The organism is Clostridium sp. LS3 (genome assembly GCF_055330225.1).
In genome coordinates this window covers 2,709,152-2,724,191 of record NZ_CM143921.1, presented here as the reverse complement: position 1 = coordinate 2,724,191, position 15,040 = coordinate 2,709,152, and the positions used below count along the sequence as shown (strand labels likewise).

Genomic DNA, 15,040 nt, shown 5'->3' with positions numbered 1-15,040 from the left:
AAATAAATAATGCATGATATAAGATTGAAGAAATAGAAAATTAATATTTATATAATTAATAAAAATGAAATTTTTATATTTTTATAAAAGTAATAATTTACCATCTAGCGCGGTTATGCTATGATACTTAAAAGGGGGTATTAATATGGGGAATAATAGAGGTAAGATAATTTTAAAAACTATTATATGGGGGATAGTTTGGTTTGTAGTAGCATCTATAGTTGGGCTTGTAATAGTAAAACTTGATAAGGATAAAAGCTTCGAAAATATATTATTTATAGAAGGGATTATATTAATCTTTGTAGGAATATTTGCGTCAATATCAGGTGATCCAATAGGCCTTTCTCTTCAAGGGGCAGGACAAAATAGTGCTCAATATTTATCTAATGCAAACTTAGAGATTACTAAGATGGAGAGGGAGAAATCTAATAGAAAATTAGATATAGCGTTAGCAGTTAGTACATTATCTTTAATTATAGGTGGGGTTATTAGCATAATAGTTACATTTATTATATAAAAACACTAGTTTAAACTTATATAATAAAATTTAAATATCTAGAAGTTAAATAGTATAAATTAAATAATAAAATTAAGTGTTAGAGAGTAAATAGTAAAAAATTATTTACTCTCTATTTTTAAGTTGTGAGTAAAATTTGTATTAAATAATAAAAATTATTATTTAGTCTTGCCTAGGTTAATGTTACTATAGTATTATTTTATATAAGTAAGAAAAACTAATATTTAATTATAGAGAATTAATTTAAGATTAGAAGTAAATATTATGGAGGTATATATGTTAAATATAGGATGTCATTTATCAACAACAAAGGGTTTTAAAAATATGGGAAAAGAAGCACTAGAAATAGGAGCAAATACCTTTCAATTCTTTACTCGTAATCCAAGAGGTGGTAAAGCAAAAGAAATAGATATGGAAGATATGCAAGGACTTTTAAAAATAGCAAAGGAAAATAATTTTACAAAGATATTAGCCCATGCTCCTTACACTTTGAATGCTTGTTCAGCAGATGAAAGAACAAGAGAATTTGCAAGAGAAATGATGCTTGATGATTTAGAAAGAATGGAGCTTATGCCAAATAATTTATATAACTTTCATCCAGGAAGTCATGTAAAGCAAGGTGTAGAAATTGGAATTAATTACATAGTTGATTTACTTAATTCTGCACTTAAAAAGGAACAAACAACTACTGTGCTATTAGAAACAATGGCTGGAAAAGGTTCAGAGGTAGGTAGAACCTTTGAAGAAGTTGCAGAAATAATATCAAGAGTTGAATTAAAAGAAAAGATGGGAGTATGTCTTGATACTTGCCATATATATGATGCAGGATATGATATAGTTAATGATTTGGATGGAGTTTTGGAAGAGTTTGATAGAGTAATTGGATTAGATAGACTAAAGGCAATTCATTTAAACGATAGTAAAAATCCATTTAAGAGCCATAAAGATAGACATGAAAAAATAGGAGAAGGTTTCTTAGGATTAGAAGCAATTACAAGAATAATAAACCATCCTAAGTTAAAAGATCTACCATTTTTCTTAGAAACACCAAATGAACTTGATGGATATGCTAAGGAAATTGAGTTATTAAAAAGTAAGCGTGAAGAATAGAAAATAATAATTTTAAATTTTACATTAGTTCATTTCTCTTGATATACTTTTCTTTCTTGTGTATCATTATTATATTAATTATAAACAAAAGGTGTGTTAATAATGGAAGAGTTAAAAAAAGCTATTAACGAAATAACTAATGAAGAGATTATAAAAATAGTTATTAGTAATAAGATGAATAAAGAAGTTAAATATAATAAGATAAGTTTTTTATTAAAGGAAAATAGTAAGAGTAAGAAATATTATCAAATAGAGAAGTTTACTGATAAGCAGGTTTTTCATGAGAATATTGAAGCTTATGAATTAGAAGAAAAAATATTAGAAATTATAGATGGAAATTATAAGCAGTTATCTGCATGGTCTAATGAAACTACTTTTGATTTAAAGTTATCTAAGAAGGGAAAGATATTTTTAGGTAAGAAAAAAAGTAACAATATAAAACTTGCTAATAAGAGTCATAACAAGGAAAAAAATTATATCTTAAAAGAGGGTATGATTATAGAGCCTTTAATAGATTTAGGTGTTTTCACAAAAGAAGGCAAGGTAGTAAATTCAAAGTATGATAAGTATAAGCAAATAAATAGATTTATAGAAATTATAGATGATGAAATAAAGAAAAATGACTATAAGGAACTTACTATTTTAGATTTTGGTTGTGGTAAATCTTATTTAACCTTTGTTCTTTATTACTATTTTGTAGAAATTAAAAAGATAAAAGTAAAAATGATAGGTTTAGATCTTAAAGAAGATGTAATTAAAAAGTGTAATGATATAGCTAAAAGATATAACTATGAAAACTTACATTTTGAGCTTGGAGATATAAATGGATATAAGTATGAAAATAATGTAGACATGGTAATTACTTTACATGCTTGTAACACAGCAACAGATTATGCTTTATATAACGCAATAAAATGGAATGCAAAAATGATATTTTCAGTACCATGTTGCCAACATGAATTTAACCATCAAATGGAGGCAACTTCTCTTTCAATATTAACTAAATATGGTATAATTCAAGAAAGAGTAGCAGCCTTAATGACAGATGCAGTTAGAGGTAATCTTTTAGAGGTAGCTGGCTATAAAACTCAGCTTTTAGAGTTTATAGATATAGCACATTCACCAAAGAATATATTAATTAGAGCTTCAAAAGCTAATATATCAAAAGAAAATAAGGAAAAATCATTAAATGAAGTTCATTCATTAATGAAAGAATTTAATTTTAATCCTACATTACTTAACTTACTAAAAAAAGATGATCTTATATAATATACAATGCTATGCTCTAGGGCATAGCATTTGCTGTACTTATGACTAAGCCACATCAATTTTGAGAAAAATAATATAGCAATTCAAAAATATAAAAGCAAAAAAGTTATATCAATGAATGAGAGGTGGATCATGGATACAATGAATATAAATGAAGTAATTTTAAAAATAGAAAAGAAGTTAAATAGAGAATTTATCGGACAAAGAGATTTTATAAAAGAATTAACTCAATACTTTGAAAATAAGATATCAAATGAAGAAAAAGGAATATTAGTTTTAGCAGGACATAAAAATACCTTTAAAAAAGCTAGTGTAAGGTTAGTTTTTGAAGAATTGTATAGCAACACCTTAATTAAGAACAAGAATTTAGATGAGATAGATTTATCTTCCTATAATTTTAATATGGGATATAATGCATTTTTAACTGATTTACATGAAAAGCTAGATAATAATTCAGGTGGGATAATGTTTAAGAATACAGAAAAAGCAAACCCTGAAATACTAGAATTTTTATCAATCATATACCCCAATGCATGTATTAAATTAGATAATGACTATGTTATAAAAAATAAATTTTTAGTTGAGGCTGGGGCAAAGGATAAAGATAAGATAAACAAAATAGTATGCCATAATAAGTTTTTTATATTTATATATAATTATGAAAATAAGGAGAGTTTTAGAGAATTTTCTGAAAGTACTTTAAATAATAGAGATAAGATTATTTATACAAGAGAGCTTACAGATAAAGAGAAGAATATCATTATAAAAAATAAGCTTACAAATGAAATTGATAAGATAAAGAATGAATTTGGGGTACAAATAATACTAGGATTTAAAGAAAATATCAATGAGAAAGAAGATTTTGAAGTTTTTGAGTACCTACAAAAGAGCTTTAGCAAAAACGGAAGCTTTGATATAACAGAATATATATCCTATAGAATAAGTGACCCTTTAAGAAATTTAATAAATAAGGAATCTATAGAAGAAGATTCTAAAATATTACTTTATATAGATAATAATAGAATTTATTCTAAGGTTAATAACAATATATATAGGCTAAATAAGTATTCAATACCAACTCTAGATAAGGTTAAGTATAGGTTAGAATCAATTATAGGTATGAAGGAACTCAAAGAGTTTTTATTAAATATAGAAAATAACTTTAAGGTTCAAAAAATTAGAGAAAAGTTAGGGCTTAGAACATCAAAAATATCTTTAAATATGATATTTGCAGGAAATGCTGGTACTGGAAAAACTAATGCAGCAAGAATAACTTATGAGTATTTAAATGCTTTGGGTTTATTATCAAAAGGAGTTTTGGTTGAAGTAAGTAAGGCTGATTTTGTAACAGAAAATACTACTGAAACAGCAAAAAGAACAAATGAAATTATAAACTCAGCTTTAGGAGGAGTATTATTTATAGATGAAGCCTATGCTTTATGTGAAAGTGAAGATGACAAGGTTGGTAAAGAAATAGTAGATGCCTTATTAAAGGGGATAGAGGATAATAGAAATAAGTTAACTGTTATATTAGCAGGGTATGAAAAAGATATGGAAAGATTCTTAAGTTTTAATCAAGGACTTAAATCAAGATTTCCTAATACAATTAATTTCGAAGATTATAATCCATCTGAAATGTATGAAATAGCAGTACAAATTGCAAAAACTAAGGGATATAGAATTGCTAAAAATGTAAAAAATGATTTGATAGATTTATTTACAAGAAATCAACTTACTGGAAAAAATGATTTAGGAAATGCCAGATTTGTAAGAAATATAATAGAAAATGCAATAATATATTCCTCTAGAAAGTATTTAAATAATAATAAAAGTGAAATAGATCTTTTAGAAAGAGAGGACTTTAATTTTAAAGTCAGTGCTAAATTTAATTTAGATGAAAAGCTTAAAGATATTATAGGCCTTGAAGAAGTTAAAAATCTTTTAAGAAGTCAATATAAGCTGTTAGTGGCACAAGAAAAGAGAAAATCTGTTGGTGTTAATACAGAAATAGAGCAAAACTTAAATATGGTATTTGCAGGTAATCCGGGTACAGGAAAAACAAGTATAGCTAGACTAGTGGCTCAAATGTTAAATAGTATGGGATTCTTAAAGATAGGTCAATTAGTAGAAACAGATAGATCTAGTTTTGTATCCAACATACCAGGAGAAACAGCAAAGAAAACTGAGAAAAAATTTAAAGAGGCTTTAGGTGGAGTATTATTTATAGATGAAGCTTATACTTTAGCCAATGATAGCTTAGGAAGGGAAGCAATAGAAACACTTCTTAAATTAGTTGAAGATTATTCAAGAGAAGTAATAGTAATTTTAGCAGGTTATGAAAAGGAAATGGAGGAATTCTTTGATGTAAACATAGGATTAAGATCAAGATTCCCATTATGGACAAATTTTGAAGATTATAATCCAAATGAGCTTTTAGAAATGGCAATAAGACTTGTTGAAGCAAAGGGATTTAAGTTATCAAAAAATGGTCATTTAGCATTAAAGAAAAGTTTTGTAGATATTTATGAAAATTCTGATGCTCAATCTGGTAATGGAAGAATGGTTAGAAATTATGTTGAAAATTTAATTAGAATTCAAAGTATAAGAATTGCAGAAGAAGATATAAGTGTTTATGAAATGAATTTAATTACAGCTAAGGATATAGAAAAACTAAATACATCACAACATGATAATGAGTTTGATTTAGAAGAAAGATTAAGAACCTTAGTTGGGAATGAAGATGCTAAAGAGTTTTTAAGAAATCAATATAAGCTTATGAGAGTTAAAGAAAAGAGAAAAAAATTAGGATTATCAACTGATATAAATAGATATATGAATATAATATTTACTGGAGAAATTGGAACAGGTAAAAAGACAGTACTAAATATATTATCAGAAACTCTATATAGTATGGGAATAGTTAAGGCGAAGAATATAGTTGAAGTAAACAAAGATGAATTAATAGATAATATAAACCTTGGAATATCATTAGAAGATATATTAAATAAGCAAATAGGTAAGGTTGTATATATAGATGTAGCTGAGTTTTTGCTAGAAGAAAATTTAAGTAGAATAATTAAAGATCTTATAAAGTTTATAGATAAGAATAGTAACAAAATAGTTATTACATTATCAGGTAAATTAAAAGATATTAAAAAACTTATGTATTTAAATCCAGAGTTAAATTATAGATTTCCATCTATGTTAAGCTTTAAGGATTATAATAAAGAAGAGCTATTTAATATGTCCTTAAGTATTTTAGAAAGTAAGGGATATATATTAGATGAAACTTCAAATGAAGCATTAGATCAAGCAATACTTGAGCTATATCATAATAGAAATTTAAACCTTAGAAATGGACTTATGATAAAACAATACTTAGATATTTTAATTAGAGAGCAAAGTATTAGAATTTGTGATCCTAAAATAAATAACAAAGAGATGAGCATAATTATTCCACAAGACATTATTAAAAGTAAAAATGAATTTTTGTTTAAAAATATTCTAGAATAATATAAATAAAAAGTAAGTAGATATATTTAATTTAAACTGTCCTTGACAAGGAAGAGAGTTTAATTGTCTACTTACTTTTTTATAAAATTAATTTTTTTTATAAGGCTCTGCGTCAGAGAAGTGTGCAGTAAAATATCCCTCAGGAAGGTCACCTCTTAAAGAAGTATATAGCTTATCACCAAAGTAAATAGCTACTTTATCAATTCCAAAGTTATATGCATAGGTGCAGATTAATGAAGAGGCTAGTCCGCTTTCGGTAGCAGAACCAAGAGTCATTTTGTCTGCAAAGGAATCAGAGAATACAACTGTTAAAACCCCAGATTTTTCATCTAACTTAGCAGAAGTTACTCCTATTTCTTTAGTTAAAGCTAAAAAGTCATCACTAGGCAAGTTGTTTTGAAGTTCATTAGTTAAGGCTTTTACTAAAGCTTTATCTTCTACTTGTATAGTTTTATCATAGTAGTATAACTTAAGCTCTTGGCTATTAAAAGCATAAATTCTACAGTCCTTTTTTGTTATTTTATTTTCCTTAGTATCAGTATTTTCATTTTTTTTATCATCAATAGGTTTTTCTTTATCTTTATTTTCTTTAGTAGAGTCTCCCTTAGAGTCTTCATTAGGTTCTTGTTTAGATTCTTCTTTAGTTTTTTGTTTTTCAGGCTTTATAGCATCTGCTATTTTATTACAGCCAATTAAAGAAAGTGAAAATAAAGTAGATATAAATAGTATAAATAATTTTTTCTTCATTTAATCACTCCTAGATAATATTAAAAAATATTGTTATATATATCATAATATGAATTTAATAAATTTTTAACAATTATTTTCTTAAATTTCCCTAATAATTATTTTTTAATAAATGTTAGCAATATTAAGTTGTAGATAATTAAATTATAGAGGTTTTACATTAGTAACATTTATATTTATATATTCATTAGGTTCCATAATTATATGACTGCCTTCATAAGGCTTACCATTAACTAAGATAATAACTTTATTAACTTTATAATTATAACTATAAGTTAAAGCTAAGGTTTTTAATGCTGAAGCCTCACTTCCAGAGCCAACATGCTTTAAAATGTTATAGTATGAAGAAGATAAATCTACAGTTAAAATTCCATTAGCCTTATCTAATTTAGCAGAACGAACAGCTAAATAATCTTTAAAATTAAATAACTCTTCATTAGGAATATTTTTCATTTCATTAGTTAGAGCTGTTACTAAAGCACCATTATTTACATTAATAGATTTATCCTTATAGTAAAAAACATCATCAGCACCGTTATAATAGTAAATTCTACAATTCATAGTTTTAACTTTATTTGTTTCTGGATTTGAAGATGTTAAGCTATAAGGAATGGCAGAAGAGTAATCTACTTTAAAATAACCCTCAGGAAGGCTGCCTTTTAAAGAAGTGTATAAATCATCGCCAAAATAAATAGCAACCTTATCAACTCCTAAGTTATATCCATAGGTGCAAATTAAAGAAGAAAGTAAACCGCTTTCAGTAGCAGAGCCAAGAGTCATTTTATTTACATAAGAATCTGAAAAGACGACCTTTAAAACTCCTGTTTTACTATCTAGCTTAGCAGATGTAATTTGAACCTTATCAGTTAAAGCGAGAAAGCTAGATGTAGGTAAATTACTTTGTAACTCTTTAGTTAAAGCCTTTATAACAGCTTTATCTTTAACAGCAATTTCTTTATCTACATAGTAAAGTTGTAACTTTTCTGAATCAAAGTAAAATAATCTATATTGCTCATGGGTTATAGATGCATTATCTTTATCAGAATTACTTAAAGGTGGTTTAGTAGTTTTTGACTTATCGTTATTATCCTTTGGAATCTTGTCTTTATCTTTCTCATTTTTATCTATATTATCTGTTTTATTAGTGTTATCATTGTTAGTATAATTATTAGAATGCACAGAGTTATCCTCAGTTTTATTGCAACTAATTAGCATAAGTGAAAAAAATAAAGCGAAGAACAATGAAAATAGACGTTTTTTCATTTAATCACTTCCTAAATATCTTATTAATATAGTTTATTGATATACATAATTTTTATTGACAAAAATTTTATATAAAAGATAAATAATTAGAATAATTTTTTAAATTTTAATAAAAGATTAATTTATTGCATAAATATTTGAAATATAATATAAATTAAATTAATAAAATAAAAGAAAGGAGAAGCGATGAAAAAGTTTTTTAAATTTTTAGGAATAACTTTATTAATAGTGATTTTAGGATCAGGAATATTTTTATTTTCTATAAGAGATAGAGTATCTTTATATGTAAATATATTTAAAAAGTATAACTCAGTAATAAAAAATGGTTATAATATAGAGGATAAATCATCTTTAGAAGCAATAGAGTCTATTGATTATAAAGATGTTGAATATAAAAATACAAATGGTGTTCCATTAACATTAGATATATATGGGCCAAAGAAACAGGTAAAGGGAGGCTCTCCAGTAATACTTTATGTCCATGGTGGAAGCTGGGTATATGGAAATAAGGAAATACCTCAGGCCATATCTCCACTTTTAGACTCCTTTAGAGAAGAAGGCTTTACTATAATAAGTACTAGTTATCAGCTAATGAGAGGAGAAGAAATATTTAATAAACAAATTAGTGATGTTAAGGATACTATTAGATGGATTCATAAAAATAAGAGTGTATATGGATTTAATGATGAAAGAATAGGAGTAATAGGAGCATCTTCAGGGGCACATTTAGCTTTAATGGCAGCTTATACAGATAAAGAAGAATTTGTTGATGCAAAAGAGCTTAAAGACTATCCTTCAGATGTTAAGTATTTAATTGATTTTTTTGGACCAACAGATTTAACTACATTAGATATGGAGAATGTTCAGTGGGATTTAGAACAAATTATAAATTCTGTAGGTGAATATAAAGATCATATATTGGGGGAATATAGTCCAATTAATCATGTGAACAAGGGTGAGCCTAATACACTTATAGTTCATAGCAAAAAAGATATTATAGTACCTTATAAAAATGCAGAAGAATTATATGCTCAATTAAAAGAGAGTGGAAATAAAACAGAACTTATAAGCTTAGAGGGAGCTAGTCATGACTTCTCTGAAATTGATTTAGATGAGATTATGTCTGTTGGAATAAAAATGTTAGAGTTTATATCAAAAAATATGTAGTGGCATATAAAATAGAAAATATTTAAACATAAGAAATTAATTTAAATATATAAAAGTGATTTTAATATAAAATTTGATAATATGTATAAAAAGTGTCTTATCAAATTGATAAAAATAGGCTATAAGCCTTAAAAAGATAATAAAATACTACTATTCACCAAAGTGATAAAGAATTATCGAAATGATAATTCTTTATTTTTTTTAACTGAAAAGACTATGAAAACATTGAAAAAGTATTAAAAAGCTTATTAAAAACCTTAAAAAACTTGGCACAGGTTTTGCTTAATATATAAGTGAAGATTCTGATAACAAAATATTAAATACATTTAAACTATAAGGGGGAAAAGAAAATGGATTTTAAAAATATTAAAGTAAAGGCAGAGGGATATAAAGTTCAAATGACTAAATTTTTAAGAGATTTAGTTGCTATTCCTGGAGAAAGCTGTGAAGAAAAAGGTGTTGTTAACCGTATAGCTGAAGAAATGAGAGCATTAGGTTTTAATAAAGTTGAAATAGACCCACAAGGTAACGTTTTAGGATATATGGGAACTGGTAAGACATTAATAGGGTTTGATGCTCATATTGATACTGTTGGTATAGGAAATAGAGCTAACTGGAACTTTGATCCATATGAAGGATATGAAACAGAAACTGAAATAGGTGGACGTGGTACTTCAGACCAATTAGGAGGAATAGTTTCAGCTGTTTATGGTGCAAAGATAATGAAAGATCTAGATCTTTTAACTGAAAAATATACAGCATTAGTCGTTGGTTCAGTTCAAGAGGAAGACTGCGATGGACTTTGTTGGGAATATATAATTAAAGAAGATAAAATTAGACCAGAATTTGTAGTTTCTACAGAACCAACAGATGGTGGTATTTACAGAGGACAAAGAGGACGTATGGAAATTCGTGTTGATGTTCAAGGAGTTTCATGCCACGGTTCAGCTCCAGAAAGAGGAGATAATGCAATTTACAAAATGGCTGAAATATTAATGAATATTCGTGACCTTAACGAAAATGATGCAGCTGATACTAAAGAAATAAAAGGCTTAGTAAAAATGTTAGATGAAAAATATAACCCAGAGTGGAAAGAAGCTAACTTCTTAGGAAGAGGTACTGTTACAACTTCTCAAATATTCTATACTTCTCCAAGTCGTTGTGCTGTTGCTGACTCATGCTCAATTTCCTTAGATCGTCGTATGACAGCAGGTGAAACTTGGGAAAGTTGTTTAGAAGAAATTCGTGAACTTCCAGCTGTTAAAAAATACAATGCAACAGTAAGCATGTATAACTATGATAGACCAAGCTACACTGGTTTAGTATATCCAATCGAATGCTACTTCCCAACTTGGGTAATTCCAGAAGATCATATTGTAACCAAAGCAATGGAAGAGTCTTATAAAGGTCTTTATGGAACAATAAGAAGTGGTGCTGCTGTAACTGATGAAATGAGAAAAGCTCGTCCGCTTACTGACAAATGGACATTCTCAACAAATGGTGTTTCAATAATGGGACGTAATGGAATTCCTGTAATAGGATTTGGACCTGGTGCAGAAGCGGAGGCACATGCGCCAAACGAAAAAACTTGGAAAGAGGATTTAGTTAAATGTGCTGCTGTATATGCTGCATTACCAACAATTTACTGTGATAATAAAGAAAAATAATAAAATAGTTTAATTTGTAAATTGAAATAAATAAAAATTAATATAATGAAGGGTAGGAATTTTAAAATGGCTTTAATGAACAAATATATTAATGAACTTAATCAATTAGATTTCTCAAAAATGCATAATGATGATTTTATGGAAACTTGGAAAAAAAGCGATGATGAATTAAAGGCTGTTTTCACAGTTGCAGAAGCTTTAAGAGAATTAAGAAAAAATAATATTTCAACAAAAATATTTGATAGTGGTCTTGGAATTTCTTTATTTAGAGATAATTCAACTCGTACAAGATTTAGCTTTGCATCAGCTTGTAATCTTTTAGGATTAGAAGTACAAGACTTAGATGAAGGAAAATCTCAAGTAGCGCATGGAGAAACTGTTAGAGAAACTGCTAATATGGTTTCATTTATGGCTGATGTTATAGGTATCAGAGATGATATGTATATAGGTAAAGGAAATACTTATATGAGGGAAGTATCAAAGGCTGTAAGAGAAGGATACGAAGAAGGAACTTTAGAACAAATTCCAACTTTAGTTGACTTACAATGTGATATTGACCATCCAACACAAGCTATGGCAGATGCTCTTCATTTAGTTAATGAATTTGGTGGAATAGAAAACTTAAAGGGTAAAAAAGTAGCTATGACTTGGGCATATTCACCATCTTATGGAAAACCATTATCAGTACCTCAAGGTATTATTGGATTATTAACAAGATTCGGTATGGATGTTGTTTTAGCTCATCCAGAAGGATATGAAGTAATGCCAGAAGTTGAAGAAATTGCTAAAGAAAATGCTAAACTTTCAGGTGGATCATTCACAAAGACTAATTCAATGGAAGATGCATTTAAAGATGCTGATATTGTATATCCAAAGAGTTGGGCTCCATTTGTTGCTATGGAAAAGAGAACAGATTTATATGGAAATGGAGACTTTGATGGAATAAAGGAATTAGAAAAAGAATTACTAGCTCATAATGCTGAACATAAAGATTGGCAATGTACTGAAGAGTTAATGAAGACAACTAAAGATGGAAAGGCATTATATTTACATTGCCTACCAGCAGATATTACTGGAGTTAGTTGTGAAACTGGAGAAGTTGATGCTTCAGTATTTGACAGATATAGAAAACCTCTTTATAAAGAAGCTAGCTACAAGCCATATGTTATAGCGGCTATGATTTTCTTAAGTAAAGTTAAGAATCCACAAGAAATTTTAGAAAAATTAGAAGAAACTCATAAGGATCGTCAACTTAAATAAGCTTAACACTATAAATAGGCTTTTATCCTAGAATACTAAATGATGGGTAAAAGCCTCTAAAATATTTAGAAAAAATAAAATTATAAATCATAAATTCTAAGGGAGTATTGAGGGAGAGAAATTATGAAAAAGAAAATTGTAATAGCATTAGGTGGGAATGCATTAGGAAATAATTTAGAGGAACAAATGGGTGCAGTTAAATCAACTGCAAAGGCTATTGTAGATTTAATTGAAGAAGGACATGATGTTGTTATATCTCATGGAAATGGACCACAAGTAGGTATGATAAATCTTGCTATGGATGCTTTGACTAAGTCAAATCATAAATATTCATCAATTCCAATGTCCGTATGTGTTGCAATGAGTCAAGGTTATGTAGGATATGACTTGCAAAATGCACTTAGAGAAGAACTATTAAGTAGAAATATAGATAAGTCAGTAGCAACAATTATTACTCAGGTTGAAGTAGATAAAAATGATAAAGCGTTTGATAATCCAACTAAACCAATTGGAAGCTTTATGACTAAAGAAGAAGCAGATGTTTTAATTTTTAAAGGAGAAAATGTAGTTGAAGATGCTGGAAGAGGATATAGAAGAGTTGTTGCATCTCCAAGGCCAAAAAGTATTATAGAGATTGATACAATTAGAAGTTTAGTAGATTCTGGACAAGTTGTTATAGCATGCGGTGGTGGTGGAATTCCAGTAATGAAAGAAGGAAACCACTTAAAGGGTGCTAGTGCAGTTATAGACAAAGATTTTGCTAGTGCTACATTAGCTAAAGAATTAGATGCTGATTTTCTAATTATATTAACAGCTGTAGAAAAGGCTGCTATAAACTATGGTAAGGAAAATGAAAAGTGGTTAGATAATGTTACAGTAGAAGAAATGAAGAGATATGTTGAAGAAGGACATTTTGCTCCAGGCTCAATGAAACCAAAGGTAGAGGCAGGAATAGAATTTGCACAATCAAAAGAAGGAAGACATGCCCTTATAACATTATTAGAAAAAGCTAAAGAGGGAATTCAAGGAAAGACTGGAACAAGAATTATTAGATAGTTAGGAGGCTTAATAATGGGAGAAAAGATACTGTGGAAAGAAAACACCATGCCAAAAAGTAAAAAAGATGGTGATTTAGATTTTTTAAGTATGGATGAAATAAATAAAGCTAGGAACTTTCATAAGAGTTTTCCAGAATATAGTGTTACACCATTAGTAAATTTAGAAAATTTAAGTGAAAAACTAGGATTAGGTGGAATTTATCTAAAAGATGAATCATATAGATTTGGATTAAATGCTTTTAAAGTTTTAGGTGGATCTTATTCAATGGGTAAATATTTAGCACAAAGGTTGAATATGGATATAGCAGAATTACCATATGAAAAATTAACTTCAGATGAAGTGAGAGAAAAGCTTGGAGATATCACTTTTGTTACAGCAACTGATGGAAATCATGGAAGAGGCGTTGCTTGGACTGCTAATAGATTAAAACAAAAATCAGTAGTTTATATGCCAAAAGGATCTTCATTAATAAGACTTGAGAATATTAGAAAAGAAGGAGCAGATGCTTCAATTACAGATATGAATTATGATGATGCTGTAAGACTTGCAGCTAAATATGCAGAAGAGCATAATGGAGTAGTAGTTCAAGATACAGCTTGGGAAGGTTATGAAGAAATTCCAGCATGGATAATGCAAGGATATGGAACTATGGGACTTGAAGCATTAGAGCAATTAAGAGATACTTATAAAGTAGAAAGACCTACCCATATATTCTTACAAGCGGGGGTGGGATCACTTGCAGGTGGAATACAAGGATTTTTTGCTTCAGTATTCGGAGAAGACTGTCCAACTACTGTTGTAGTTGAGGCTAAGGAAGCTGCATGTTATTATGACTCAGCAATAGCTAATGATGGAAACCCAAGAGCTGTTGGTGGTGATATGCCAACAATAATGGCAGGACTTGCATGTGGTGAAGTTAATATAACAGGCTTTGAAGTTTTAAAGAATTATTCAAAAGCTTTCGTTTCAGCTCCAAATTATGTTGCAGCAAATGGAATGAGAGTTCTTGGTAATCCATTAAATGGAGATGATAAAGTAATATCCGGAGAATCAGGAGCAGTAACATTAGGATTAGTTTATGAATTAATGACAAATCCAGAATATAAAGACTTAAAAGAAAGCATTAGATTAGATGAAAATTCAAAAGTTTTAGTGTTTAGTACTGAGGGAGATACAGACCCAGATAAATATAGAGAAATTGTTTGGGAAGGAAGCTATAATAGATAATTTACAATGGGTAATTTAGGAGGTAATTCAGAAGCTGAATTACCTCTTTTTCTAATTTCCAAATTTTCATTATTTAATCTTTCTGTATGTTCTCCAAGTTGGCTATAATGTTAAGTGAGAAGAAATATTAAAATCTATAAAAGAAATTTGAAATGTTTATGAGCAATGATTTTAGTTACAATAATTTCAAATTGCTAAGTTCATATTCAGTTCATAAAACTAAAATATCATGTAATCTATG

Annotated in this window: 11 protein-coding genes; 9 read left to right on the top strand and 2 right to left on the bottom strand. The window is 28.1% G+C overall.

What is annotated here, in order from left to right; translation table 11 throughout:
• The first annotated feature begins 145 nt into the window (after positions 1-145).
• From ACZJV1_RS12765 to ACZJV1_RS12750, 4 genes are all read left to right on the top strand, one after another.
• Entirely contained in the window at positions 146-517 is a 372-nt protein-coding gene (locus ACZJV1_RS12765) for a hypothetical protein (RefSeq protein ID WP_460288215.1), read from the top strand.
• A gap of 276 nt (positions 518-793) precedes the next feature.
• Positions 794-1,627 (top strand): deoxyribonuclease IV, encoded by an 834-nt coding sequence (locus ACZJV1_RS12760; RefSeq protein ID WP_463650367.1) that lies wholly within the window; start codon positions 794-796, stop codon positions 1,625-1,627.
• 102 nt (positions 1,628-1,729) lie between these two features.
• Positions 1,730-2,896, top strand: a complete 1,167-nt coding sequence (locus ACZJV1_RS12755; RefSeq protein WP_460288211.1) for a class I SAM-dependent methyltransferase — start codon at positions 1,730-1,732, stop codon at positions 2,894-2,896.
• A 129-nt stretch (positions 2,897-3,025) separates the two neighbouring features.
• Positions 3,026-6,409, top strand: a complete 3,384-nt coding sequence (locus ACZJV1_RS12750) for an AAA family ATPase (RefSeq protein ID WP_463652163.1) — start codon at positions 3,026-3,028, stop codon at positions 6,407-6,409.
• 87 nt (positions 6,410-6,496) lie between these two features.
• Here ACZJV1_RS12750 and ACZJV1_RS12745 read toward each other — a convergent pair whose 3' ends face one another.
• Positions 6,497-7,156, bottom strand: coding sequence for a GerMN domain-containing protein (locus ACZJV1_RS12745; RefSeq protein ID WP_463650366.1), 660 nt, complete (start codon positions 7,154-7,156; stop codon positions 6,497-6,499).
• Positions 7,157-7,300: 144 nt separating this feature from the next.
• Positions 7,301-8,419 (bottom strand): GerMN domain-containing protein, encoded by a 1,119-nt coding sequence (locus tag ACZJV1_RS12740; protein ID WP_463650365.1) that lies wholly within the window; start codon positions 8,417-8,419, stop codon positions 7,301-7,303.
• Between the two features lie 186 nt (positions 8,420-8,605).
• On the opposite strand from ACZJV1_RS12740, the gene ACZJV1_RS12735 reads away from it, so the two are divergent.
• The 5 genes from ACZJV1_RS12735 to dpaL all read left to right on the top strand — a co-directional run bounded on the left by ACZJV1_RS12735 (position 8,606) and on the right by dpaL (position 14,799).
• Entirely contained in the window at positions 8,606-9,586 is a 981-nt protein-coding gene (locus ACZJV1_RS12735) for an alpha/beta hydrolase fold domain-containing protein (protein WP_463650364.1), read from the top strand.
• Positions 9,587-9,936: 350 nt separating this feature from the next.
• The gene (locus ACZJV1_RS12730; RefSeq protein WP_411168271.1) at positions 9,937-11,253 is read left to right on the top strand and encodes a YgeY family selenium metabolism-linked hydrolase; all 1,317 of its coding nucleotides are present in this window, start codon (positions 9,937-9,939) and stop codon (positions 11,251-11,253) included.
• A 66-nt stretch (positions 11,254-11,319) separates the two neighbouring features.
• Positions 11,320-12,513 (top strand): knotted carbamoyltransferase YgeW, encoded by a 1,194-nt coding sequence (ygeW, locus tag ACZJV1_RS12725; protein ID WP_411168270.1) that lies wholly within the window; start codon positions 11,320-11,322, stop codon positions 12,511-12,513.
• A 123-nt stretch (positions 12,514-12,636) separates the two neighbouring features.
• Complete coding sequence (gene arcC / locus ACZJV1_RS12720) at positions 12,637-13,569, top strand: carbamate kinase (protein ID WP_463650363.1); 933 nt, start codon at positions 12,637-12,639, stop codon at positions 13,567-13,569.
• A 15-nt stretch (positions 13,570-13,584) separates the two neighbouring features.
• Positions 13,585-14,799, top strand: a complete 1,215-nt coding sequence (dpaL, locus tag ACZJV1_RS12715) for a diaminopropionate ammonia-lyase (RefSeq protein ID WP_463650362.1) — start codon at positions 13,585-13,587, stop codon at positions 14,797-14,799.
• Positions 14,800-15,040: the final 241 nt, after the last annotated feature.